We start from the raw sequence: 24,758 nt of genomic DNA, 5'->3' as shown, positions 1-24,758 counted from the left end.
ACCTGATCCCCGCGTCCTACGCCCCGAGCATCCCGGTCCACAGGTCGGGGAAGTCGGGCAGGGTCTTGGCCGTCGTCGCCACGTTCTCGATCTGCACGCCCTCCACGGCGAGGCCGATGATCGCGCCGGCCGTGGCCATGCGGTGGTCGTCGTAGGTGTGGAAGATCCCGCCGTGCAGCCGGCGCGGGCGGATGTGCAGGCCGTCGGCGGTCTCCGTGACGTCACCGCCCAGTTCGTTGATCTCCTTGGTCAACGCGGCCAGGCGGTCCGTCTCGTGCAGCCGCAGATGCGCCACGCCGCGCAGGGTCGACGGGGAGTCCGCGAGGGCCGCGACCGCCGCGACGCCCGGCGTCAGCTCGCCGACCTCGCTCAGATCGACGTCGATGCCGTGCACCGAGCCGGAGCCGGTGAACACGAGCCCGAACTCGGTCAGTTCGCAGGAACCGCCCATCTCGGTGAAGATCTCGCGCAGCCGGTCACCGGGCTGGGTGGTGCGGGCCGGCCAGTCCGGGATGACGACCTTGCCGCCGGTCACCAGCGCCGCCGCCAGGAACGGCTGGGCGTTGGACAGGTCCGGCTCGATGACCAGGTCCCGGCCGAGCAGGGCACCCGGCGTGACCCGCCAGACGTTCGGCTCGCCGCCCGACTCGGGCGTGTCCACCTGGGCGCCGACCGCGCGCAGCATGTCGACGGTCATGCGGATGTGCGGCATGGAGGGCAGCGTGGCGCCGGTGTGGCGGACCTCGACGCCCTGGTTGAAGCGCGGGCCGGACAGCAGCAGGGCGCTCACGAACTGTGACGAGGAGGACGCGTCGATCTCCACCGGGCCGCCGTCCAGGGCGCCGCTGCCGTGCACGGTCAACGGCAGCGCGCCACGGCCGTCGTCGTCGATCCGGGCACCGAGCAGGCGCAGCGCGTCGATGACTCCGTTCAGGGGGCGCTCGTACGAGCGGGGATCGCCGTCGAAGCGGACGGGGCCGTCGGCGAGCACGGCGACCGGCGGCAGGAACCGCATCACCGTGCCGGCGTTGCCGACGTCGACCGTGGCCGGGCCGCGCAGGGCCGTGGGGAGCACGCGCCACGCCTCGCCCGTGGCGTCGGGGCCGCCCGCGACGGAGGAGCTGGAGGACACCGTTTCCTCGATCTCGATGCCCATGGCGCGCAGCGCGCCGGCCATCAGCAGGGTGTCGCGGGAGCGCAGGGGGCGGCGCAGCCAGCCCGGTTCGGAGGCGAGGGAGGCGAGGACCAAGGCACGGTTGGTGACCGACTTGGACCCGGGCACGTGGACCGTCGCGTCGACGGCTCCGCTCGCGTGCGGGGCGGGCCAGAGGGCGGTGTCTGCGGTGTTCGGGGCCATGGCTTCACTTTATAAGGAGCAGTGGTCCGGGTGCGGCGCCGTGGGGGTCGGTCGGGCCCACGCGGCGCAGCCGCACGTAGGCGCAGCCCCGCGTCCCCCGGATCGGCTGGTCACAGCTCCAGCAGCCAGCGTCCCCCGCCGATCAGCGAGCACAGGGACACCGCGTGGAAGAGGAACAGCCACAGCGCCGCCGGCACATGCGTCAGCCGCGACAACTGGTCCGCGTCCGAGTCACCCGCCCCGCCCCGCGCCCGCTTGGCCTGGAGCTCGAACGCCGGACGCACTCCGCCGATCAGCAGGAACCACACAACCACGTACGCGAACGCCGCCTGGACCTGGGGGCCGGCCAGCCAGGACACCAGGACGAACAGGCCACCGGTGACGATCATGGTGAGGGCGCCGTACGCGTTGCGGATCATCACGAGCATGGCCAGCAGCAGGGCCGTGGCCAGCCACAGCAGCAGCGTGATGCGGCCGGAGCCCAGCAGGGCCGCGCCGCCGAGGCCCAGCAGGGGCGGGGCGGTGTAGCCGGAGGCCGCGGTGAGGATCATGCCGATGCCGTACGGCTTGCCGCGGCTGACGGTCAGGCCGCTGGTGTCCGAGTGCAGCCGTATGCCGGTGAGGGTGCGGCCGCTGAGCAGGGCCACGAGCCCGTGGCCGCCCTCGTGGGCGATGGTGATGGCGTTGCGGGAGATGCGCCACAGTCCGTGCGGGACCACCACGGCGAGCGCGGCCCCCAGAGTCGCGATCACGACCCACAGGTCGGGGTCGGGCTGGGTGCCGGAGACCTCGTCCCAGAGGGAGGCGAGCGAGGCGGTTGCGGTGCTGTCCATGTGCGGCGTCGGCTCCCTGTGGGCGGATCGAGTCTGGCAGTGTGGCACGTACGTGCGGACGGTATCTGAGACGCCGACGTGACAGCGATCGTTCCTGACGGCAAACGTGCAGATCACAGCGTTACCTGCGGTGCGGCGACGCCGCGCAGCCGTCGCCAACCGTGCTCGACGGCCAGTCGCTAGACGCTGCCGCGTGGCACGTCCCAGAGGCGGGCCACGCCGTCGGGGGTGATCCAGCGTGCCCGCTCAGCGGACGCACGCGACGCCGCGCGGGCCATGTGCGCCTCCAGCTGGGTCCATTCGGAGCCCGGCCAGGCATGCGTGCTGTCCGCCGTGCAGCGGATCACGGACGGCCGTCGGCCGTCCTCGGGTGTGCGGCATCGGGGCTGCCCGAGCCCACAGGGACGCGGCGGGACGGTGCCAGGCCGATCGCCCGCGGCGCAGAGCGCACCAGCGCGGCCACCTCGCCCGAGGCGTCCTCGGCTGCCGGATGCCCGGCCAGTCACGGCACGTTACGGTGGCCGCCTCGCGACCTGCCACACTGGTACGCCACGATCGTGTCCGGCAACGGTCTGCCACGGGCGGTCCACGTGATGGATGCGGCGCCCACTCGGCACCGTGCCGGCTCGGTGTTGACTGACGTGGCCGTTGCGCGGGTCGGAGGGTGGTCGCATATGTGCGGACGGTATGCAGCGAGTCGTAGACCGGAGGATCTCGCGGGAATCTTCGAGGTCGAGAAGTGGGAGCCCGAGGAGACTCTGCAGCCCGACTACAACGTGGCGCCCACCAAAGAGGTCTACGCCGTCCTCGACCGCCCTGTGAAAGACGCGGACGACCCGCGCCCGGTCCGGCAGCTGCGCACGCTGAAGTGGGGGCTCGTCCCCTCCTGGTCGAAGACCCCCGAGGGCGGCGCCCGGATGATCAACGCCCGCGCGGAGACCGTCCACGAGAAGCCGTCCTACCGCCGGGCCTTCACCTCCCGGCGCTGCATCCTGCCCGCCGACGGCTACTACGAGTGGGTCACCGGCAAGCAGGAGCGCGACCTGGAGGTCGAGGGCAAGAAGAAGCGGCCCCGTAAACAGCCCTACTTCGTGACCCCGGCGGACGGGTCGGTCTTCGCGATGGCCGGCCTGTACGAGTTCTGGCGGGACAAGACGCTGCCGGACGACCACCCGCAGGCCTGGTGGGTGACGTGCTCGGTCATCACCACCGAGGCCGAGACGAGCCCGCTGGCGGTGTCCCCGGCGGACGGTCCCCGGGCCCTGGCCGAGATCCACCCCCGGATGCCCCTGATGCTGACCCCCGACCGCTGGGACGCCTGGCTGGACCCGTCCCGCACGGACATCGACGACCTGCGCGAACTGCTCGCCCCGCCGCCCGCCGGGCTGATGCGCGCCTACCCCGTCACCACGGCCGTCAGCAACGTCCGCAACAACGGCCCGGAGCTGCTGAAGGAGCTGGAAGGGCCCGAAGAGGGCACACTCTTCTGACGTGACCGAAGAGACCAACATGACGAAAGGGTCCGCCGCGACCAGCGGGACCACCGGCACGGTCGAGACCGTCGAGACCGAAGCCGGCCCCGCCCGCATCATCTGGCACAAGGCGAAGAAGGCCCGCCTCGTGCTCGCCGTCAGCCACGGCGCCGGCGGCGGCATCGAGGCCCGCGACCTGACGGCCCTGGCCGCCGTGCTGCCCGCCCACGGCGTCACTGTGGCCCTGGTGGAGCAGCCCTGGCGGGTGGCCGGGAAGAAGCTCGCGCCCGCGCCCAGGACCCTGGACCTCGGCTGGCGGGGCATCTGGCCCGCCCTCGCCGCGTCCGGACTGCCGGTGGTCTCCGGCGGCCGCAGCGCCGGCGCCCGGGTCGCCTGCCGCACCGCCACGGAACTCGGCGCCCACGCGGTCCTCGCCCTCAGCTTCCCCCTCCACCCGCCCGGCAAGCCCGAGAAGTCACGCGCCGCCGAGCTGCTGGGCTCCGGGGTGCCCACCCTGGTCGTCCAGGGCGGGAACGACCCCTTCGGCAGGCCAGGGGAGTTCCCCGAGGGGCCGTACGAGCTCGTCGAGGTGCCGTACGGCGATCACGGCTTCGCCGTCCCCAAGCGCGCGGAGATCACGCAGGACGAGGCAGTGGCGGTCATCACGGACGCGGTCGTGGAGTGGACCGGGTCACTCGGGTAAAGCCCGGGAATGCGGGGGCGGCGATCACTGTTGTGCGGGACGTACGTGCTGGAGACCAGCACCGACGCCGTAGGAGAGGGAGTCCGCCGCATGGGTTCGATCTACTGCCCGAGCCGCACCAGCCGCGCCGACCTGGACTGGACGGTGCTGCACGCGGCCAAGACCGCTCCTATTCGGGCGGCGGGCGGACCGGATCGTCGTCTATCCTCCGATTCTGGTGAGACCGGTCTCGGTCTCACGAGAACACTTGAGGAGGTGGGTCCGGTCACAGGGACCGACGCAGGGACCGAACACGGCCAGGCGGAGCAGCCCGAGGGCCAGGGCGGCACGGGCGCGGAGACGGCCGCGGAGCGCAACGCGCGCTTCGAGCGGGACGCGCTCGAGTTCCTCGACCAGATGTACTCGGCCGCGCTGCGCATGACGCGCAATCCAGCCGACGCCGAGGATCTGGTGCAGGAGACCTACGCGAAGGCGTACGCGTCCTTCCACCAGTTCCGCGAGGGCACCAATCTCAAGGCGTGGCTGTACCGGATCCTCACGAACACCTTCATCAACTCGTACCGCAAGAAGCAGCGGGAACCGCAGCGCTCGGCGGCCGAGGAGATCGAGGACTGGCAGCTCGCCCGCGCCGAGTCGCACATGTCGACGGGTCTGCGCTCCGCGGAGTCGCAGGCGCTCGACCACCTGCCCGACTCGGACGTGAAGGAAGCACTCCAGGCGATCCCCGAGGAGTTCCGCATCGCCGTCTATCTGGCGGATGTCGAGGGCTTTGCCTACAAGGAGATCGCCGACATCATGGGGACACCCATCGGTACGGTGATGTCCCGGCTGCACCGGGGCCGCCGTCAGCTGCGCGGCATGCTGCAGGACTACGCCCGTGACCGCGGGATGGTGCCTGCCGGCGCCGGAGAGTCGAACGAAGCGAAAGGCTCGGGGTCATGAGCTGCGGAGAGCCGCACGAGACGGATTGCAGCGAAATCCTCGATCATCTCTATGAGTTCCTCGACCGTGAGATGCCGGACTCGGACTGCGTGAAGTTCGAGCACCACTTCGAGGAGTGCTCGCCCTGCCTCGAGAAGTACGGGCTCGAGCAGGCCGTGAAGAAGCTGGTCAAGCGCTGCTGCGGGCATGACGACGTGCCGGGTGATCTGCGCGACAAGGTCATGGGGCGGATCGAGCTGATCCGCTCCGGCCAGGCCGTCCCCGAGCAGGACGTCACGGCCTCACCGGCCACGCCGCAGGAATCCTGACACTCCCACGCTTTTCAACTACCCCGCCTCCGAGGGGGGTAGTCATCCTCGAACGCGTCACTCGAACGTGCGAATCCGCGGGTTATCGGCCCGCGGAGCCCCCCACCGCCGTCCTAGGCTCCGGGCCTGATGGACATGGCCGCGGGAGGGCTGATGGAAGCGGTACCGGTGCGGGCACGTGTGTACGTGGCCTGTGTCGTCCTCGCCGCCCTTCTCTGTCTGCTGCCGCCGCCGGGCGTCCGCACGCCCTGGTGGGCCGTGCTGTTGCTCGCCGGGCTGTACGCGGGCTGTGAGCGCGTCGCCCGGTCCCGGTTCGTCGGGATCTCCCATCCGGCCGGGACCTTCTATCCCGTGCTGCTCGCCGGCGCCTTCCTGCTGCCCGCGCCCGCCGCCGCCCTGGTGGCCGTGCCGGGTGCGCTGCTCTCGTACGTCGAACAGCGGCCCGTGGCGCTGCGGCGCCTGTGGCGGGCCGCCCAGCTCATCCTCGGCGTATGGGCCGCGGCCCGCGTGCACTGGGCGCTCGGCGGGCGGGACGCGGTCGTCGCGGGCGACGTGCCCTACGCGCTCGGACCGGCCGGAGCGGCCGTGCTGGCGTTCTGCCTGGTGCTCGCGCTGCTGGACGGCGGGATCCTGGCCGCGGGCGTGGGGGCACCGCCCACGCCCTTCAGGCAGTGGGGGAGGGTGCCGGTGCGGCGGGCCTGGCGGGGACTGGTGGCGCGCTCCCTCGCGCCCATCGCCGTGCACGGGCTGGCCGGGCTGATGATGGCCGTGCTGTGGCGCAGCCCGTACGGTCCGGTGGCCGCGCTGCTCGTGCTGCTGCCGATGTGCGTCTCCTGGTGGGCTTTCGCGCAGTACCACCGGGAACGGGCCGCCCATCAGGCGACCATCCGGGCGCTGGTGCAGGCCGTCGACATCAAGGACGGGTACACGCGCGGGCACAGTGAGCGCGTGGGACAGGCCTCCATGATGATCGCGCGCGAGCTGGGCATGGACGACGAGCGCGTCGAGGTGCTCCGCTTCGCCGGGATCCTGCACGACGTCGGCAAGCTGGGCGTCCCCACGCGGCTGCTCAGGAAGGACGGGCCGCTGACGCCCGAGGAGCGGCGGGTGATCGAGCTGCACCCCGAGTACGGGCACGAGATGGTGCGCGGCATCGGCTTCCTCGGGGAGGCCCGCGCCGCGGTACTGCACCACCACGAACGGCTGGACGGCACCGGGTACCCCTACGGCCTGGTGGGCAGTCAGATCCCGGAATCCGCACGGGTCGTGGCCGTCGCGGACGCCTTCGACGCCATGACCTCCACCCGGAGCTACAGCAGGGCCCGGCCCGTCGAGGTCGCCCTGGCGGAGCTGAAGCGGTGCTCCGGCAGCCAGTTCGACCCGGTGATGGTCGCGGCCCTCGTGGCGGCCGTCGGCCGGGCGGGATGGTGCCCCGCCGTGACCGCCGACGACGCCGGCCCGCCCCGGATTCCGCCGCCCGGCGCACCCGTCTCCAGCCCGCCGGGAGCACACCGGTGAGCGCGTACCGCCCCCCGCCGCTGTTCACCTTCGTCCACGCCTGTGCCGCCCTCCTCGCCACCGGCTCCCTCGCCGTCACCCTCCACCACGGGCTGGAGGAACGCCGGGTCGCCCTCGCCTTCGGCGTCCTCCTCACCGTCGGGGAGCTCGCCCGGCGCAACGGGGCGCAGGTCAGGGAGCCGGCGCCGCTCGGAGCAGCCGCGGCCCTGTCGTACGCGCTGCTCGGCGAGGCCGGCGGGCGGGCCACACACCACGGCCCCGCCCAGGTCGTCGCCGTCGTGCTGGCCGGCTCGCTGCTCGGCAGCGTCCCGCACGTGGCGCGCGGGCAGGGGCCCACGCTCGACCATCTGGCGCGCCGGGTGCTCACCGTCGGGTTCGTCGCCGTCTGCTTCCAGCCCCCGTACAACCGGGGCATGTTCGAGGACTGGGGCGGTCCCGCCTACGCCCTGCTGCTGCTCGCGCTGCTGTCCCTGACCGCGCTGTGCGACGCCGTGCTCGCCGCCGCGCTGGCCCACTCCCGCACCGGCTGGCCCTTCGGGCCGGTGCTCCGGGACGAACTGCGGGCCATGTGCGGCATCGGGGCCGCCGTCATCGCGACCGGGGCCGTGATGGCCCTGGCGGTCGCCGTCGTGGGGCTGTGGGCGCTGCCCGTGTTCTCCGTGCCGCTGCTGCTCGCCCAGATGTCGTTCCGCCGGTACGCCGCCGTCCGGGCGACCTACCGGCAGACCATCGCCTCCCTCGCCCGGGCCACCGAGGTCGCCGGATACACCCCGGCCGGGCACGCCCGGAGCGTCGCCGCGCTCAGCCAGGCGGTGGGACGTGACCTGGGGCTCACCGAGCCCGAGCTGGCCGTGCTGGAGTACGCCGCCCTCATGCACGACATCGGCCAGCTGAGCCTCGTCGACCCGGTGCCGGCGGGCGCGACCGCCGGCCTGCCCGCCGCGGAACAGCGGCGGATCGCGCTGCTCGGCGGGGCCGTCGTACGGCAGACGGGTGTCGACGAGGCGGTCGCCGTGGTCGTGGAGCGGCAGGCCGACCCCGCTGCGGAGCAGCCGCTCGCCGCGCGGATCGTCCGGGCCGTGAACGCGTACGAGGAGAAGTCCCGGGAAGGCGGCCTGGGCGGACCGCTGACGGCGCTGGAGGAACTCCGGCTCGCCACCGCCGGGGAGTACGCCCCGGAGGTGGTGGAATCCCTGGCCCGGGTACTGGCGAGGAGCAGTCTGACCTTGCCCGTGATGGGGTAACCCATGGGTAATGAGCGCCCCGGAGGCCGTACGTGGTTGGATGCGAAGAAGAAGGTGTCCGGGGGCTCGAAACACAGCTACGGCCAGCCCACCGCACGGAACTGGCAGGCGGGAATCGTGAGGATCTTCGGCAAGGGACGGCACCGGCCCTCCGCCTCCTGGCGGCAGGCCACAGACCGGGCGTTCACTCTCATCGGCGATGGCCGGTACGAGGACGCCGGCGCATTGTTGACACGTGCCGCCGATCTGGAGCCCTGGCTGTCCGAGTCCTGGTTCAACCTCGCCCTGCTGCACAAGTTCCGCCACGACTGGGAGCAGGCACGGGCGGCGGGCCTCAGGGCCGTGGCGCTGCTCGACCGGGACACCGGGGCGCCCGACTGGTGGAACGTCGGCATCGCCGCGACCGCCCTGCAGGACTGGCCGCTGGCCCGGCGCGCCTGGCAGGCCTACGGGCTGCGGGTGCCGGGGCCGGCCAACGACTCCGGTGAGCCCGTCGGCATGGACCTCGGCAGCGCGGCCGTACGACTGTCCCCGGAAGGGGAGGCCGAGGTCGTGTGGGGGCGGCGGCTGGATCCCGCGCGGATCGAGGTGCTGTCCATCCCGCTGCCGTCGTCGGGGCGGCGCTGGGGTGAGGTCGTGCTGCACGACGGTGTGCCGCACGGGGAGCGGACCACGGCCGCGGGGCACACGTACCCGGTGTTCGACGAGATCGAGTTGTGGGCGCCGTCGCCGGTGCCGACCTGGGTCGTGCTGCTGGAGGCCGCGACCGAGGCGGACCGGGACGCGCTGGAGCAGCTTGCCGCGGACGCCGGGTTCGCCGCGGAGGACTGGTCCTCTTCGGTGCGGTTGCTGTGCCGGATGTGTTCCGAATCACGGATGCCGTCCGATGAGGGCGACGGGGAGCATCTCGATCCGCATGATCACAGCGAGCCGGGACATCCCGGGCCGCTGGGGCACCGGACGGACGGGCAACTGTGGGTTCCCGAGCGGGAGTGCGGGTTGGCTGCGCCGGCTTCGCTGGTGAGGGGGCTTTTGGACGGGTGGGTGGCCGACAGCCCGGATTCCCGGGATTGGCGGGATCTCGAAGAGGTTGGCTAGGTGCGGCGCCGTCGGGGCTGGTCGCGCGGTTCCCCGCGCCCCCAAACGTCTGCTTCCCCCGTACCCTGTATCAGCATCCCGGCTTGGATTTGTTCAGGAAGGCGTACGGAACGTCATGGCTCAGCAGGACACCGATCAGCAGCGCGCGGGCGTGCTCCCCGTCGATGACGAGGGGTACGTGATCGACACGGAGGACTGCGAGGAGCGCGAGGCGGCCTGGCGGGAGCGGGGGACCTCACGGCCGATCACGGTGGTCGGGAACCCGGTGCTGCACAAGGAGTGCAAGGACGTCACCGACTTCGGCGACGAGCTGCAGCAGCTGGTGGCGGACATGTTCGCCTCGCAGCGCACGGCCGAGGGTGTGGGCCTGGCCGCCAACCAGATCGGCGTCGACCTGAAGGTCTTCGTCTACGACTGCCCCGACGACGAGGGCGTCCGGCACACCGGCGTCGTCTGCAACCCCAAGCTCGTCGAACTGCCCGCCGAGAAGCGCCGGCTGGACGACAGCAACGAGGGCTGCCTGTCCGTGCCGACCGCGTACGCGCCGCTCGCCCGGCCCGACTACGCCGAGGTGGCCGGGCAGGACGAGAAGGGCAACCCGATCCGGGTGCGCGGCACCGGATACTTCGCTCGGTGTTTGCAGCACGAGACCGACCACCTGTACGGCTACCTGTACATCGACCGCCTCTCGAAGCGCGAACGCAAGGACGCGCTGCGGCAGATGGCCGAGAACGAGCCCCGGTACCCGGTCGTCGCGAACGACTGAGACCCCACGATCACCAGACGCACGGCGTCTGTTCGGGATTCCCACCCTGAACAGGCGCCGTTCGTCTGTCCGTCGCACGTTCGATCGCTTCTTCTCTCCTGGTGATCGGGTACCCGTCACACAACGGGAGGTTCCCGGCACTTTGGGGTAGTGAATGAAGCAAATGCGTTCCCAGAACGGTCAGTTGTAGTGCTGAATGGAGGAGCGGGGTATGCAACGGCGCACGCCCGGCACGGAAGGAGGGGCGCACGCGCCAACTGGCGGCTGAGAGGGGTTAGTTCGTGCATGCTTTGTCACACGGCACCACATCGATACCGACCACCATCGCAGTTCCACCGTCGCTCTCCCTTCCGGTGATCGAGGCGGCGTTTCCCCGGCAACTCCACCCGTATTGGCCGAAGTGCCAGGAGAAGACGCGGGCCTGGCTGCTCGAAAAGCGGCTCATGCCCGCGGACACGGTGGAGGAATATGCCGATGGCCTGTGCTACACGGACCTCATGGCGGGGTACTACATCGGCGCCTCCGACGAGGTGATGCAGGCGATCGCGGACTACAGCGCCTGGTTCTTCGTCTGGGACGACCGCCACGACCGCGACATCGTGCACGGCCGCCCGGTCGCCTGGCGGCGGCTGCGGGACCGGCTGCACTCGGCCCTCGACTCCCCCGGGGAGCACCTGCACCACGAGGACCCACTGGTCGCGGGGTTCGCGGACAGCGTGCTGCGGCTGTACGCCTTCCTGCCGGCGACCTGGAACCTCCGGTTCGCCCGGCACTTCCACGCGGTGATCGACGCCTACGACCGGGAGTTCCACAATCGCACGCACGGCATCGTGCCCACGGTCGAGGAATATCTCCGGCTGCGCCGGCTCACCTTCGCCCACTGGATCTGGACGGACCTGCTGGAGCCGACCGCGGGATGCGAACTCCCCGACGCCGTGCGGAAACACCCGGCATATCGGCGGGCGGCACTGCTGAGTCAGGAATTCGCCGCCTGGTACAACGACCTCTGCTCGCTTCCGAAGGAAATAGCGGGCGACGAGGTGCACAATCTCGGAATCAGTCTCATCATCCATGAGGGGCTGACCTTGGAACAGGCGGTCCTGGACGTCAGGCGCCGCGTCGAGCAGTGCATCACAGAATTCCTCGACGTGGAACAGGAAGCATTACGGTTCGCCGACTCCCTCGCCGACGGCACCGTGCGGGGAAAGGAACTCAGCGCCGCCGTGCGGGCCTGCCTGGGCAATATGCGGAACTGGTTCAGCTCCGTCTACTGGTTCCATCACGAATCCGGCCGGTACATGGTCGACAGCTGGGACGACCGGTCCACGCCCCCGTACGTCGACAACGAAGCGGCAGGTGAGCAATGACCGTCGAGTCCGTGAAGCCCGAAGCCCCTCTGGCCGCGGAGCTGCGTGAACCGTCCCGGGCGGGCGGCGGTGTCCCCGTCCTGGGGCACGGCTGGAAGCTGGTGCGTGACCCGCTGGCGTTCATGTCCCGGCTGCGCGACCACGGCGACGTGGTCCGGCTGAAGCTCGGGCCGAAGACGGTGTACGCCGTCACCACCCCGGCGCTCACCGGCGCGCTGGCGCTGAGCAACGACTTCATCATCGCCGGGCCGCTGTGGGAGTCCCTGGAGGGCCTGCTCGGCAAGGAGGGCGTGGCCACGGCGAACGGCCCGCGCCACCGCCGCCAGCGGCGCACCATCCAGCCCGCCTTCCGGCTCGACGCCATCCCCGCCTACGGGCCGATCATGGAGGAGGAGGCACACGCGCTCACCGAGCGCTGGAAGCCCGGCGAGAGCGTCGACTGCACCTCCGAGTCCTTCCGGGTGGCCGTGCGCATCGCGGCCCGCTGCCTGCTGCGCGGCGACTTCATGGACGAGCGGGCGGAGCGGCTGTGCGTCGCGCTCGCCACCGTCTTCCGCGGGATGTACCGGCGGATGGTGGTGCCGCTCGGACCGCTCTACAAGCTGCCGCTCCCGGCCAACCGCGAATTCAACCGGGCCTTGGCCGATTTGCATCTCCTGGTGGACGAGATCGTCGCCGAGCGCCGCGCATCCGGTCAAAGGCCGGACGATTTGCTGACGGCATTGCTGGAGGCGACGGACGAGAATGGCGACCCCATCGGGGAACAGGAGATCCACGACCAGGTCGTCGCGATCCTCACCCCCGGCAGCGAAACCGTCGCCTCCACGATCATGTGGCTGTTGCATATGCTCGCGGAACACCCTGAACACGCGGACCGGGTGCGTGACGAAGTAGAAGCCGTTACCGGTGGGAGGCCGGTGGCATTCGGAGACGTCCGAGAGCTCAGGCACACCAACAATGTCGTCGTCGAGTCCATGCGTTTGCGCCCCGCCGTGTGGATTCTGACGCGCCGGGCGGTGCGGGACACGGAACTCGGCGGATACCGGATTCCGGCCGGGGCGGACATCGTCTACAGCCCGTACGCGATCCAGCGCGATGCGAAGTCGTACGCACGGCACCTGGAGTTCGACCCCGACCGCTGGCTGCCGGACCGGGTCAAGGACGTCCCGAAGCACGCCATGAGCCCGTTCAGCACGGGCAACCGCAAGTGCCCGAGCGACCACTTCTCGATGGCCCAGCTGACGCTGATCACGGCGGCGCTGGCCACCAGGTTCCGCTTCGAGCAGGTGGCAGGCTCGAACGACGGCACGCGCGTCGGTATCACGCTGCGGCCGCACGACCTGCGGGTGCGGCCGGTGGCGAGGTGAGAGTCCCGGCCTCAGGCCGCCTCCGGGCCCCTGAACGTGCGCCGGTAGGCGTGCGGCGTCGTCCCGACCGCCCGGACGAAGTGGTGGCGCAGCGCGGCCGCGTTGCCGAACCCCGTCCGGCCGGCGATCGCGTCCATCGTCTCGTCCGTCGCCTCCAGCAGCCGCTGGGCCAGCAGGACGCGCTGGCGCAGGATCCAGCGGTAGGGAGTCGTCCCGGTCTCCTGCTGGAAGCGACGGGCGAAGGTGCGGGGGGACATGTGGGCGTGGGCGGCCAACTGCTCGACGGTGACCTCCTCGTCGAGGTGCCGCTCCATCCATGCCAGCAACTCGCCGATCGTGTCGGCCTCGGAGTGCGGCAGCGGGCGCTCGATGTACTGGGCCTGGCCGCCGTCGCGGTGCGGCGGCACCACCATCCGCCGGGCGATCTTGTTGGCGACCTCGGAGCCCTGCTCCTTGCGCACCAGGTGCAGGCAGGCGTCGATCCCGGCGGCGGTGCCGGCGGAGGTGATCACCGGGTCCTCGTCGACGTAGAGCACGTCCGGCTCCACGACCGCCCGCGGGTACTGCCGGGCCAGTGCGTCCGCGTGCTTCCAGTGCACGGCGCAGCGGCGGTCGTCCAGCAGCCCGGCAGCGGCCAGCACGAAGGCGCCGGAGCAGACGCTGAGCACCCGGGCGCCGCGGTCGACACCGCGCCGCAGGGCGTCCAGGAGCTCCGGCGGGAACTCACGGGAGGCGTAGCTGTGCCCGGCCGGCACCGCGATCAGGTCGGCCGTCTCCAGCCGCTCCAAGCCGTGCTCCACCTGGAGTGAGACGCCCGAGTTCATGCGCAGCGCCGGGCCCTCGGCCGAGGCGACCGCGAAGTCGTACACGGGCAGGCCGTCGTCGCTGCGGTCGGTGCCGAAGACCTCGCACACCACACCCAGTTCGAAGGGGTTCACGCCGTCGAGGAGGACGGCCGCCACGTTCTGGAGCATGTGTCCAGTGTGCCTCGTCAGTGGCAGTAATTCGAGGGTCTACGGCAGTGCTGCCACTGACGGTAAGGAGTCATCGGCGCGACAGTGGTGTCCATGGACACGAACCAGGTACAGACACTCATCGCCATGATCTTCGTCCTCGGGATGCTGGTCCTCCTGGTCCTCCCGTCAGTGATCGGTATCGTCCGCGACCGGCGCGTCGACCGTCAGATCAGGGAGGCCCAGCAGGCCCGCGAAGAGGAGCTGCCTCAGAAGTCCTCGTCCAGGTCGACGGTGCCCTCCACCGCCACCTGGTACGCGGAGGGCCGCCGCTCGAAGAAGTTGGTCAGCTCCTGAACCCCCTGGAGCTCCATGAAGGAGAAGGGGTTCTCGGAGCCGTACACCGGAGCGAAGCCCAGGCGGGTGAGCCGCTGGTCGGCGACGCACTCCAGGTACTGCCGCATCGACTCGGTGTTCATGCCCGGCAGGCCGTCACCGCACAGGTCGCGCGCGAACTGCAGCTCGGCCTCGACGGCCTCCCGGAGCATGTCCGTCACCTCCTGCCGGAGCCGGTCGTCGAACAGCTCCGGCTCCTCCTTGCGGACCGTGTCGACCACGTCGAAGGCGAACGACATGTGCATCGTCTCGTCGCGGAACACCCAGTTGGTGCCGGTGGCCAGACCGTGCAGCAGGCCCCGGCTGCGGAACCAGTAGACGTAGGCGAAGGCACCGTAGAAGAACAGGCCCTCGATGCACGCGGCGAAGCAGATCAGGTTCAGCAGGAAGCGGCGCCGGTCGGCCTGGGTCTCCAGCCGGTCGAGCTGGTCCACCGAGTCCATCCACTTGAAGCAGAACTGCGCCTTCTCGCGGATGGAGGGGATGTTCTCGACGGCCGCGAAGGCCGCCGCCCGGTCGTCGTGGTCGGGGAGGTAGGTGTCCAGGAGCGTCAGATAGAACTGGACGTGCACGGCCTCCTCGAAGAGCTGCCGGCTCAGATACAGCCGCGCCTCGGGGGAGTTGATGTGCTTGTACAGGGTCAGCACCAGGTTGTTCGCGACGATCGAGTCACCGGTCGCGAAGAAGGCGACCAGGCGGCCGATGAGGTGCTGCTCCTCGGGGGAGAGCTTGGCGAGGTCGGCGACGTCCGAGTGGAGGTCGACCTCCTCGACGGTCCAGGTGTTCTTGATGGCGTCCCGGTAGCGCTCGTAGAAGTCGGGGTAGCGCATGGGCCGCAGGGTCAGCTCGAAGCCCGGGTCGAGAAGGTTCGTGGTACGGGTGGTCATTACTGGCAGGCCTCGCAGGACTCGGGGTTTTCCAGGGAGCAGGCGACCGCTTCGGGGTCCGGGGCGGCCTGTGCGGGGACGGTGGCCTGGGCCGCGCGGGCGATGCGGGTCGCCGGGCGCGAACGCAGGTAGTACGTGGTCTTCAGCCCGGACTTCCAGGCGTAGGCGTACATCGAGGAGAGCTTGCCGATGGTCGGCGTCTCCATGAAGAGGTTCAGCGACTGGGACTGGTCCAGGAACGGGGTCCTGGCCGCCGCCATGTCGATCAGGCCGCGCTGCGGGATCTCCCACGCCGTGCGGTAGAGGGCGCGTACGTCCTCGGGGATCCAGGCGAAGTCCTGCACCGAGCCGTTGGCCTCGCGCAGGGCCTCCCGGCTGCGGGCGTCCCACACGCCGAGCCGCTTCAGCTCCTGCACCAGGTAGGAGTTGACCTGGAGGAACTCACCGGACAGCGTCTCGCGCTTGAACAGGTTGGACACCTGCGGCTCGACGCACTCGTACACACCCGCGATGGAGGCGATGGTGGCCGTCGGCGCGATGGCGAGGAGCAGCGAGTTGCGCATGCCGGTCGCGGCGACGCGCTCGCGCAGGGCCGCCCAGCGCTCCGGCCAGGTCGGCTCCACGTCGTAGTGGTCGGGGTGGAGCACGCCCTTGGCCGTACGGGTCTTCTCCCAGGCCGGCAACGGGCCGTTGCGCTCGGCGAGATCGGCCGAGGCCTCGTAGGCGGCGAGCATGATCCGCTCGGCGATGCGGGTGGAGAGCCGCCTGGCCTCCGGCGAGTCGAAGGGCAGGCGCAGCTTGAAGAAGACGTCCTGCAGGCCCATCACCCCGAGGCCGACCGGGCGCCACCGGGCGTTGGAACGGCCCGCCTGCTCGGTCGGGTAGAAGTTGATGTCCACGACCCGGTCGAGGAACGTGACGGCCGTCCGGACGGTCTGGTCCAGCCGTTCCCAGTCGAGGCCACCGGTCGATGTGTCGACAAATGAACCCAGATTGACCGACCCCAGGTTGCAGACCGCCGTCTCCCCGTCGCTGGTGACCTCCAGGATCTCCGTGCAGAGGTTGGAGGAGTGGACGACATGGCCTGGCTCGGCCGTCTGGTTGGCGGTGCGGTTGGCGGCGTCCTTGAAGGTCATCCAGCCGTTGCCGGTCTGCGCGAGGGTGCGCATCATGCGGCCGTAGAGCTCGCGCGCGGGCAGGGTCTTCTTCGCCAGGCCCTTGGCCTCGGCCGCCCGGTACGCGGCGTCGAACTCCTCGCCCCACAGGTCGACCAGTTCGGGCACGTCCGAGGGGGAGAACAGCGACCACGGCGCGTCGGCGTTCACGCGCCGCATGAACTCGTCGGGCACCCAGTGGGCGAGGTTCAGGTTGTGCGTGCGGCGGGCGTCCTCGCCGGTGTTGTCGCGCAGCTCCAGGAACTCCTCGATGTCGGAGTGCCAGGTCTCCAGGTAGACCGCGGCGGCGCCCTTGCGGCGGCCGCCCTGGTTCACGGCGGCGACCGAGGCGTCGAGGGTCTTCAGGAACGGCACGATGCCGTTGGAGTGGCCGTTGGTGCCGCGGATCAGCGAACCCCGGGCGCGGATCCGGGAGTAGGCGATGCCGATGCCGCCGGCGTGCTTCGACAGCCGCGCCACCTGGTGGTAGCGGTCGTAGATCGAGTCCAGCTCGTCCCTGGGGGAGTCGAGGAGGTAGCAGGACGACATCTGGGGGTGGCGCGTGCCGGAGTTGAAGAGGGTGGGGGAGGAGGGGAGGTAGTCGAGGCGGCTCATCAGCCGGTAGAGAGCCGCGACTTCGTCCAGGGCTCGGGTGGTGTCGTCCTCGGCGAGGCCGCTCGCCACGCGCAGCATGAAGTGCTGGGGCGTCTCGATCACCTTGCGGGTGATCGGGTGCCGGAGCAGGTAGCGGCTGTGCAGCGTGCGCAGGCCGAAGTAGCCGAAGCGGTCGTCGGCGGCCGTGTCGATCAGGGCGTCGAGACGGGCGGCGTGGAGGCGCACGAACTCGGCGGTCCGGTCGGCGATGAGGCCCTCCCGGTGCCCGACCGTCACGGACTCGGTGAAGCAGGTGACGCCCTGCGAGGCGGCCTCGGCGCGGATCCCGATCGTCAGCAGGCGCGCGGCCAGCCGGGAGTAGGCGGGATCCTCGGAGATGAGGCCGGCGGCCGCCTCGGTCGCCAGCTCGCGCAACTCCGACTCGTCGGCCCGCGCGGAGCGGCCGCGCAGAGCGGCGGCGGCGACCCGGCCGGGGTCGGCGTCGGGCAGGTCGGCGGTCAGCTCGGTCAGGGTCCGCAGCAGCGCGGCACCGGGACCGTCGTGCTCTTTTTCCGCGGCTGAGACCGGATCGGCTGGCGCGATGGTCACGTGGGGCTCTCCCTCGCTCGGCACGGGGGCCTCACGCAGGGCAGGGGGCAGCACGCGAGCGCACGCGGCGTCGCGTCCACCGGCCCATTCCGCGAGGCCCGGACGTCAGGGCGCACCGGCCGGGCGGCCGGGCGCGCTGTCGGCAGGTCCTCGGACTGACTCCCATGCGGGCATAAGAAGGCATGGGTACACCGTTGCGGGACAGTTCCGGATTCGCACCGGATTCCCCTGCGGCGACAGCGAGCATGAGCATACATCTTGTGCCGGGTGGCGAAAGCACCCCTAGATGTAGTGTCGCGGCGGTTTCACAGCGTCAACTCGTAGGTGAGGAGAGTGATGTCGGCGAGCTCCGGTATGGGGTTCCAGTCGCGCTCCGGGACACGGACGAAGCCGAGGCGTTCGTAGATGCGGTGGGCGGAGTGCATGGTGCGCTGTGTCGACAGGACGACGCGGACGCAGCCGTCCGTCGCCCGGGCGCGGTCGACGCAGGCGCGGACGAGGGCCTCTCCGGCGCCGCGGCCGCGGGCCTCGTGGGCGACGGCGAGCATCCGTATCTCGGCCTCCCCGGGCCGGGCGATGTCGGCCATGGGGCCGCCGGCGGGGACGAAGGTGACGCCGCCGAGGAGCTGTTCGCCCCGGGTGGCCACCAGGACGTCCGCGGCGGCGGCCCGCTTGGCCACGTCCCTGAGTTCGCGGAGGTATCCGTCGCTCTCCCCGAAGTCGAGGAGGCCGTCCTTCAGGTAGGCCTGGGCGGTGATCTCGCCGAGGGCGTCGTGTTCGGCGGGATTCACCCGCCGGATGAGGATGTCCATGGTCCGAGTGTGGCGGACGGGTATGACAACGGGCCGCCGGTTTTCACCGGCGGCCCGTTGTCACCTGCGCGTCAGTGCGAGCTGCCCGCCGTCGCCGGCGGAAGCTCCACCTGGACGCCCGGGTCGCCCGCGTCCGCCGTGTAGTCCTCCGGCTTGGTCTCGTCGATGCCGTCGGGGGCCTTCAGGGCCCTCAGGACGAAGGTCAGGACGACGGTGACGACGACGTTCAGGACGAACGCCGTGAGGCCGATGTAGCCGATCTCGCCGATGCCCGGGATCTCCTTCGAGGAGCCACCGAAGTGCTTCTGGGTCGGCGAGGCGACCCCGTACGCGGCGACCGTGCCGTAGACCATGCCGACCGCCCAGCCCGCGAGCAGCGCCCAGCGGTGGAACCAGCGGGTGAACAGGCCGCCCACCAGGGCCGGGAAGGTCTGCAGGATCCAGATGCCGCCCAGCAGCTGGAAGTTGATGGCGACCGTCTTGTCCATGGTGAGGACGAAGGCCAGCGCGCCCACCTTCACCAGCAGCGAGACCAGCTTGGAGACCTTGGTCTCCTGCGCGGGCGTCGCGTCGGGCTTGATGAAGTCCTTGTAGATGTTGCGGGTGAAGAGGTTCGCGGCCGCGATGGACATGATGGCCGCCGGGACCAGGGCGCCGATGCCGATCGCCGCGAAGGCCACGCCCGCGAACCAGTCCGGGAACATGGTCTCGAACAGCTGCGGGATCGCCAACTGCCCGTTCTGCACCTTGATCCCGGCCGCGATCGCCATGAAGCCGAGCAGCGCGAGCAGGCCCAGCATCAGCGAGTACAGCGGCAGGATCGTGGTGTTGCGGCGGATCACGTCACGGCTCTTCGAGGACAGCGTCGCCGTGATCGAGTGCGGGTACATGAACAGCGCCAGCGCGGAGCCCAGCGCGAGCGTGGCGTACGTCCACTGCCCCGCCTCCGGCGGCGTGAGCGCACCGCGCGGCGCGCCCGTCGCCGGGTTGGTCTGGCTGAACGCGTCGCCCGCCTTGGCGAAGATGTCGTCGAAGCCGCCCAGCTTGATCGGGATGTAGATGATCGCCACCGCGATGACGATGTAGATCAGGGTGTCCTTCACGAACGCGATCAGCGCAGGCGCCCGCAGACCCGACGAGTACGTGTACGCCGCCAGCACGCCGAAGGCGATCAGCAGGGGCAGGTCCTTGATGAACCAGTTGGTGTTCTCGCCGCCGCCGACGCCCATCACGTCCAGCACGGCCTGGATGCCGACCAGTTGGAGCGCGATGTACGGCATCGTGGCCAGGATGCCGGTCACGGCCACCGCCAGCGACAGGCCCTTGGAGCCGAACCGGCCGCGCACGAAGTCGGACGTCGTCACGTACCCGTGCTTGTGCGAGACCGACCACAGGCGGGGCAGGAACGTGAAGATCAGCGGGTAGACGAGGATCGTGTAGGGCACCGCGAAGAAGCCGGCCGCGCCCGCCGCGTAGATCGCCGCCGGCACGGCCACGAAGGTGTACGCCGTGTACAGGTCGCCGCCGAGCAGGAACCAGGTGATCCAGGTGCCGAACGAGCGGCCGCCCAGACCCCATTCGTCCAGGCTGTGCTCGTTCTCGGCCTTGCGCCAGCGCGCGGCCAGGAAGCCCATGACCGTGACGGCCAGGAAGAAGAAGATGAAGACGGCGAGTGCGACGCCGTTCACGCCGTCGTTCACTGCGACGCACCGCCCTTCGCGGCAGAGCGGGCGCGCTGGTCACGCTGCCACAGCTTGTAGGCGATCATCGTCAGCGCGGTGGAGATCAGCACCCACGCCATCTGGTACCAGTAGAAGAACGGGATGCCGATGAAGGCCGGGTCCGTCTTGGCGTACGAGCCGACCCACAGCATGGCCACGAAGGGCGCTATGAGGCAGAGGGCGATGACGACGCGCATCGGCGTCACCGTCGGCTCTCTGCTGGCTTCTGGGGCTTGCGACATCAGGCGGCTCCGTCCCCTCAGTGATCACCTGTGTAATGCGCAGGCAATCTAGGTCAGGGTGTGGCGGCAGCGGAACCCCTCGTCCGCAATGCGGTACCCAAAAGAAACCTGCTCTTCACAGCGCCCCTCAGCGGCCGTCGCACCGCCCCGCGCGCCCTACTCCTGGGGCCGCTTCAGACGTGCCACGAACTTGTAGCGGTCCCCCCGGTACACCGACCGCACCCACTCCACCGGCTGACCTTCCCGGTCCAGCGAGTGGCGGGAGAGCATCAGCATCGGCAGGCCGACGTCCGTGCCGAGCAGACCGGCCTCGCGCGGGGTGGCCAGCGAGGTCTCGATGGTCTCCTCGGCCTCCGCGAGATGGACGTCGTAGACCTCGGCGAGCGCGGTGTAGAGGGACGTGTACTTCACCAGGGACCGGCGCAGGGCCGGGAAGCGCTTCGCGCTCAGGTGGGTGGTCTCGATGGCCATCGGCTCGCCGTTGGCCATGCGCAGCCGCTCGATGCGCAGCACCCGTCCGCCGGCCGTGATGTCGAGGAGTCCGGCGAGGCGGTCGTCGGCGGTGATGTAGCCGATGTCCAGGAGCTGCGAGGTGGGTTCGAGACCCTGGGCGCGCATGTCCTCGGTGTACGAGGTCAGTTGCAGCGCCTGCGAGACCTTCGGCTTGGCGACGAACGTGCCCTTGCCCTGGATGCGCTCCAGCCGGCCCTCGACGACCAGTTCCTGGAGCGCCTGGCGCACGGTCGTGCGTGAGGTGTCGAACTCCGCCGCCAGGGTGCGCTCGGGCGGGACCGGCGTGCCGGGCGCCTGGGTCTCGGTCATGTCGAGCAGGTGCTTCTTCAGGCGGTAGTACTTGGGCACGCGTGCGGTGCGGACGGGCGCCCCGCTCTCGTTCTCCGCACTGCTGATGTCGGTGCTCATGCTCCGCCTTCCCGGCTTCTATGCCGACACGATCTCACTTGTATACCGTCGGCGCCGCTTTTGGTCTAGTCCACAACTCCCAATGGTCTACCTGGAGTATGCCGCGCCCCGCCGGGTTTTCGCCGGGTTCTTACTTAAAGGTTCCTGCATATGTAGGTCGCATAACGGCTGGTCAGAGCTTATTCCGGACTCTTGACAGGCCTACTGGTCTGGTCCAAGCTCCCCCTACTGGTCTACACCATTGGTCCAGGGTCCTGGCCCCACGAACGCGGGGAGCAGGGGGTCGGTGGCATCCCTGAGGAGGGTGGCGTGAAGCGCAAGCTGATATCCGCGATCGGTATCGCGGGCATGATGGTCTCCATCGCGGCGTGCGGCGGCGAGGGCGGCAGCGGGGGTCCCGACAAGGGCGCGGACGCCAAGGAGCTGACCGTCTGGCTCACCGTCGACGCGCAGAACAACTGGCCGGAGCTGGTCAAGGCCGCCGACGCCGCCGTGCAGAAGAAGCACCCCGGCCTGAAGATCAACCACGAGTACTACGGCTGGCCCGACAAGAACGCCAAGCTCGACGCCGTCCTCGCCACCGACAAGGCCCCCGACGTGGTCGAGATGGGCAACACCGAGATGCTCGGCTACATGGTCAAGGGCGCCTTCGCCCCCCTCGACGCGGGCGAGTTCGACAGCTCGGACGCCTGGCTGGACGGCCTCAAGGCCTCGGTGACCTACCAGGGCAAGACCTACGGCGTCCCCTACTACGCCGGCGGCCGGGTCGCCAACTGGCGTAAGGACGTGGCCGCTTCGGTCGGTGTGAAGACGCCCCCGAAGACGTACAAGGAACTCACCACCGCCCTGGACAAGATCCAGAAGAAGCAGGGCGGCAAGTTCAGCGCCTGGTACCAGCCGACCCGCGACTGGTACGCGGCCATGTCCTTCGTCTACGACGCCGGCGGCGCCATCGCCACCGAGTCCGGCGGCCAGTGGAAGGCCTCCCTCTCCTCACACGAGTCCCTCAAGGGCCTCAAGGAGTTCAAGAACGTCGTCGACTCCTACATGCACGGCGACAAGACCAAGGACGAGTCCGACCGCTACATCGTCTACGGTCAGGGCAAGTCCGCCATGATCTTCGCCGCCGCCTGGGAGGGCGCGACCGCCGAGGACCCCAAGAACGACAAGACCGGCAAGCTCAAGGGCAACCTCGAGAACTTCGTGATGCCCGGCCCGTCCGGCAAGAACATGCCCGTCTTCCTGGGTGGCTCCGATCTCGTCGTGCCCGTGAAGTCCGACGCGCAGGCCCTGGCCGCCGAGTGGATCAACGCGTTCACCGGGTCCTCCGGCCAGAAGGGCCTGATGGCCAAGGGCAACCTGCCCAACAACAAGACCGACCTCGCGAGGCTGAAGAACGACCCGAAGACGGCCGTCCCCGCCACCGCGGCCGAGTCCAGCTGGTTCGTCCCGATGGCCCCCGGCTGGGGCCAGGTCGAGAAGGCGCAGATCCTCCAGACCATGCTCCAGAGCATCGGCACCGGCAAGAAGTCGGTCGAGGGCGCCGCCAAGGAGGCGGACGCCGCGATCGACAAGGTCATCAACACGAAGTGATCTTCGCGCGGGGCTCCCTCATGGGCGGAGCCCCGCCGTCGTCAAGACCTGAGGGACCGCCGAGGAGCGCGCGATGAGTGCCGCAGACACCACCACCCCCGCCAAGGTGCCGCCACCGCGGCAGGCACCGCCACCTCCCGCCGGCGAACCGCCACGGGTGAGACGGCCGCCGGGCGGGACCGCGGTCCCCTGGCTGCTGCTCGCGCCCTGCCTGCTGATCCTCGCCCTGGTCATGGGCTATCCGCTGGCCCGGCTGGTCACCCTGTCCTTCCAGAGGTTCGGGCAGTCCCAGCTGTGGGGCTTCCAGCCGGCCGAGTCGGTCGGGTTCGACAACTTCGCGAACGTGCTGGGAGACGGCGAGTTCTGGACCGTCGTCGTCCGCACGATCCTCTTCGCCGCCGGGGCCGTCGTCTCCACGATGGTGTTCGGCATGGCGATCGCCCTGCTGCTCCAGCGGGTGTCCGGCTGGCTGAAGGTGCTCATCAACATCGTGCTGGTGGCGAGCTGGGGCATGCCCGTGATCGTGGCGACCACGGTCTTCAAGTGGCTCTTCGACTCGGACTACGGCGTGTTCAACGCGCTGCTCAGCAAGCTGCCCGGCGTCGAGATGATCGGCCACAACTGGTTCGCGAGCGGGCCCGAGGGCCTGGCCGTGATCATGCTGCTGGTGGTGTGGGGAGCCGTGCCGTTCGTCGTCATCACGCTCAGCGCGGGTCTCACCCAGGTCCCGAAGGAACTGGAGGAGGCGGCCCGCCTGGACGGCGCCGGTGCCTGGGGCGTCTTCCGCTATGTCACCCTGCCCGTCCTCAAGCCGATCATCGTGATGCTCACGACCCTGTCGGTCATCTGGGACATGGGCGTCTTCCCCCAGGTGTTCGTGATGCGGGGCGGCCACCCCGAGCCGGAGTTCCAGGTCCTCAACACCTACTCCTACGACCGGGCGTTCGTGGTCAACGACTACGCCCAGGGCTCGGCCATCGCGCTGATCACCGTCCTGCTGCTGCTCGGCGTGGTCGCCGTCTACATGCGGCAGATGCTGAAGATCGGAGAGGTCGAATGAGCAGCACCCTGACCGGCCGCCGGGCGCCGAAGCTCTGGTGGAACGTCCTCGGCCTCCTGGTCTTCGTCACCGCCGGCTTCCCGCTCTACTGGATGCTCAACACGGCGTTCAAGCCCGCGGAGGACGCCATCGACCCGGACCCGAGCCTGCTGCCGACCGGCATCACCTTCGCCAACTTCGGCCGGGCGCTGGACATCGCCGACTTCTGGGGCCCGGTGGGCCGCAGCATGGTGGTGTCGCTGGCGGTGGTCGTCATCGGCATGGCCGTGGGGCTGCTGGCCGCGCTCGCCATCTCCCGGTTCGCCTTCCGCGGCCGCAAGATCGTGATCGTGGGCATCCTCGCCGTCCAGATGGTCCCGCTCGTCGCCATGATCATCCCGGTGTTCCTGCTGCTCAACGACCTTGGCCAGTACGACCGGCTGACGGGCCTCATCATCACGTACCTGACCTTCATCCTCCCGTTCACCGTGTGGACGCTGCGGGGCTTCATCGTCAACATCCCGAAGGAACTGGAGGAGGCGGCCATGGTCGACGGCTGCTCCCGCACGGGCGCCTTCCTCCGGGTCGTCTTCCCCCTCCTGGCCCCCGGCATGGTCGCCACCTCGGTCTACGGCTTCATCCAGGCCTGGAACGAGTACCTGTACGCCCTGATGCTGCTCAGCCAGAAGAACCAGACCGCGACCGTGTGGCTCGGCAACTTCACCACCAAACACGGCACCGAATACGCCCCGATGATGGCCGGCGCCACGATGATGGCCGTGCCGATCGTCGCCCTCTTCCTCCTCGTCCAGCGCAAGATGGCCGCGGGCCTGACCGCGGGCGCCGTGAAGGGATGACCCCA

General features: G+C 70.1%; 23 protein-coding genes and 1 riboswitch. Of the genes, 14 read left to right on the top strand and 9 right to left on the bottom strand.

From position 1 onward, the window contains the following. Positions 1–16: 16 nt before the first annotated feature. Together aroA and ACFZDA_RS32250 are read right to left on the bottom strand one after the other, a co-directional pair. Positions 17–1,357, bottom strand: coding sequence for a 3-phosphoshikimate 1-carboxyvinyltransferase (gene aroA, locus ACFZDA_RS32255; RefSeq protein WP_391088529.1), 1,341 nt, complete (start codon positions 1,355–1,357; stop codon positions 17–19). A 110-nt stretch (positions 1,358–1,467) separates the two neighbouring features. Beyond that, on the bottom strand, positions 1,468–2,190 hold the full coding sequence (locus ACFZDA_RS32250; protein ID WP_391088527.1) for a M50 family metallopeptidase: 723 nt from the start codon (positions 2,188–2,190) through the stop codon (positions 1,468–1,470). Between the two features lie 674 nt (positions 2,191–2,864). Here ACFZDA_RS32250 and ACFZDA_RS32245 point away from each other — a divergent pair. The 10 genes from ACFZDA_RS32245 to ACFZDA_RS32200 all read left to right on the top strand — a co-directional run bounded on the left by ACFZDA_RS32245 (position 2,865) and on the right by ACFZDA_RS32200 (position 12,975). After that, entirely contained in the window at positions 2,865–3,680 is an 816-nt protein-coding gene (locus ACFZDA_RS32245; RefSeq protein ID WP_391088526.1) for an SOS response-associated peptidase family protein, read from the top strand. A gap of 19 nt (positions 3,681–3,699) precedes the next feature. Further along, on the top strand, positions 3,700–4,365 hold the full coding sequence (locus ACFZDA_RS32240; protein WP_391088656.1) for an alpha/beta family hydrolase: 666 nt from the start codon (positions 3,700–3,702) through the stop codon (positions 4,363–4,365). Positions 4,366–4,620: 255 nt separating this feature from the next. Then, entirely contained in the window at positions 4,621–5,307 is a 687-nt protein-coding gene (gene sigR, locus ACFZDA_RS32235) for an RNA polymerase sigma factor SigR (RefSeq protein WP_391088655.1), read from the top strand. After that, positions 5,304–5,615 (top strand): mycothiol system anti-sigma-R factor, encoded by a 312-nt coding sequence (gene rsrA, locus ACFZDA_RS32230; RefSeq protein ID WP_033314427.1) that lies wholly within the window; start codon positions 5,304–5,306, stop codon positions 5,613–5,615. The genes sigR and rsrA overlap by 4 nt, the downstream gene beginning before the upstream one ends. 153 nt (positions 5,616–5,768) lie before the next feature. Next, on the top strand, positions 5,769–7,133 hold the full coding sequence (locus ACFZDA_RS32225; RefSeq protein WP_391088524.1) for an HD domain-containing phosphohydrolase: 1,365 nt from the start codon (positions 5,769–5,771) through the stop codon (positions 7,131–7,133). Further along, positions 7,130–8,377, top strand: coding sequence for an HD domain-containing protein (locus ACFZDA_RS32220; RefSeq protein ID WP_391088522.1), 1,248 nt, complete (start codon positions 7,130–7,132; stop codon positions 8,375–8,377). Before ACFZDA_RS32225 ends, ACFZDA_RS32220 begins: the two co-directional genes overlap by 4 nt. 117 nt (positions 8,378–8,494) lie before the next feature. Next, positions 8,495–9,475 carry a tetratricopeptide repeat protein gene (locus tag ACFZDA_RS32215; protein ID WP_391088653.1) on the top strand — a complete coding sequence of 327 codons (981 nt, stop codon included), beginning with the start codon at positions 8,495–8,497 and terminating at the stop codon, positions 9,473–9,475. A gap of 115 nt (positions 9,476–9,590) precedes the next feature. Continuing rightward, a complete protein-coding gene (def, locus tag ACFZDA_RS32210; RefSeq protein WP_391088520.1) occupies positions 9,591–10,241 on the top strand; it encodes a peptide deformylase in 651 nt (216 codons plus the stop codon). 281 nt (positions 10,242–10,522) lie between these two features. Continuing rightward, positions 10,523–11,608: an epi-isozizaene synthase gene (gene cyc1, locus ACFZDA_RS32205; RefSeq protein ID WP_391088518.1), complete on the top strand. Its 1,086-nt coding sequence runs from the start codon at positions 10,523–10,525 to the stop codon at positions 11,606–11,608. Then, the gene (locus ACFZDA_RS32200) at positions 11,605–12,975 is read left to right on the top strand and encodes a cytochrome P450 (protein WP_391088516.1); all 1,371 of its coding nucleotides are present in this window, start codon (positions 11,605–11,607) and stop codon (positions 12,973–12,975) included. Before cyc1 ends, ACFZDA_RS32200 begins: the two co-directional genes overlap by 4 nt. 11 nt (positions 12,976–12,986) lie before the next feature. Here ACFZDA_RS32200 and ACFZDA_RS32195 read toward each other — a convergent pair whose 3' ends face one another. After that, positions 12,987–13,949 (bottom strand): helix-turn-helix domain-containing protein, encoded by a 963-nt coding sequence (locus tag ACFZDA_RS32195; RefSeq protein WP_391088514.1) that lies wholly within the window; start codon positions 13,947–13,949, stop codon positions 12,987–12,989. Positions 13,950–14,042: 93 nt separating this feature from the next. Between ACFZDA_RS32195 and ACFZDA_RS32190 the strand changes: the two genes are divergently transcribed. Beyond that, positions 14,043–14,285 (top strand): hypothetical protein, encoded by a 243-nt coding sequence (locus tag ACFZDA_RS32190; RefSeq protein WP_391088512.1) that lies wholly within the window; start codon positions 14,043–14,045, stop codon positions 14,283–14,285. Here ACFZDA_RS32190 and ACFZDA_RS32185 read toward each other — a convergent pair. The 6 genes from ACFZDA_RS32185 to ACFZDA_RS32160 all read right to left on the bottom strand — a co-directional run bounded on the left by ACFZDA_RS32185 (position 14,198) and on the right by ACFZDA_RS32160 (position 21,264). Then, on the bottom strand, positions 14,198–15,211 hold the full coding sequence (locus tag ACFZDA_RS32185; protein WP_391088510.1) for a ribonucleotide-diphosphate reductase subunit beta: 1,014 nt from the start codon (positions 15,209–15,211) through the stop codon (positions 14,198–14,200). The two genes, ACFZDA_RS32190 and ACFZDA_RS32185, sit on opposite strands and share 88 nt — an antisense overlap. Further along, positions 15,211–17,568 (bottom strand): ribonucleoside-diphosphate reductase subunit alpha, encoded by a 2,358-nt coding sequence (locus ACFZDA_RS32180; protein WP_391088508.1) that lies wholly within the window; start codon positions 17,566–17,568, stop codon positions 15,211–15,213. Before ACFZDA_RS32180 ends, ACFZDA_RS32185 begins: the two co-directional genes overlap by 1 nt. A gap of 145 nt (positions 17,569–17,713) precedes the next feature. After that, positions 17,714–17,796, bottom strand: a riboswitch (cobalamin riboswitch). Positions 17,797–17,873: 77 nt separating this feature from the next. Next, the gene (locus tag ACFZDA_RS32175; RefSeq protein WP_391088506.1) at positions 17,874–18,380 is read right to left on the bottom strand and encodes a GNAT family N-acetyltransferase; all 507 of its coding nucleotides are present in this window, start codon (positions 18,378–18,380) and stop codon (positions 17,874–17,876) included. Between the two features lie 71 nt (positions 18,381–18,451). Further along, positions 18,452–20,080, bottom strand: a complete 1,629-nt coding sequence (gene mctP / locus ACFZDA_RS32170; protein ID WP_391088504.1) for a monocarboxylate uptake permease MctP — start codon at positions 20,078–20,080, stop codon at positions 18,452–18,454. Continuing rightward, the gene (locus ACFZDA_RS32165) at positions 20,077–20,343 is read right to left on the bottom strand and encodes a DUF3311 domain-containing protein (protein ID WP_391088502.1); all 267 of its coding nucleotides are present in this window, start codon (positions 20,341–20,343) and stop codon (positions 20,077–20,079) included. The genes mctP and ACFZDA_RS32165 overlap by 4 nt, the downstream gene beginning before the upstream one ends. A 156-nt stretch (positions 20,344–20,499) precedes the next feature. Continuing rightward, entirely contained in the window at positions 20,500–21,264 is a 765-nt protein-coding gene (locus ACFZDA_RS32160; RefSeq protein ID WP_391088500.1) for a UTRA domain-containing protein, read from the bottom strand. A gap of 309 nt (positions 21,265–21,573) precedes the next feature. Between ACFZDA_RS32160 and ACFZDA_RS32155 the strand changes: the two genes are divergently transcribed. The 3 genes from ACFZDA_RS32155 (at position 21,574) to ACFZDA_RS32145 (ending at position 24,753) form a co-directional block, all read left to right on the top strand. Then, a complete protein-coding gene (locus ACFZDA_RS32155; protein ID WP_391088498.1) occupies positions 21,574–22,857 on the top strand; it encodes an extracellular solute-binding protein in 1,284 nt (427 codons plus the stop codon). 73 nt (positions 22,858–22,930) lie between these two features. Continuing rightward, on the top strand, positions 22,931–23,917 hold the full coding sequence (locus ACFZDA_RS32150) for an ABC transporter permease subunit (protein ID WP_391088496.1): 987 nt from the start codon (positions 22,931–22,933) through the stop codon (positions 23,915–23,917). Continuing rightward, positions 23,914–24,753 (top strand): ABC transporter permease subunit, encoded by an 840-nt coding sequence (locus ACFZDA_RS32145; RefSeq protein WP_391088495.1) that lies wholly within the window; start codon positions 23,914–23,916, stop codon positions 24,751–24,753. The genes ACFZDA_RS32150 and ACFZDA_RS32145 overlap by 4 nt, the downstream gene beginning before the upstream one ends. Positions 24,754–24,758 lie beyond the last annotated feature (5 nt).

This window comes from Streptomyces sp. NPDC007991, from assembly GCF_042958445.1.
GTDB lineage: Bacteria > Actinomycetota > Actinomycetes > Streptomycetales > Streptomycetaceae > Streptomyces.
Note: the sequence above shows the minus strand (reverse complement) of the source record. Positions and strands in the feature narration are given on the sequence as shown.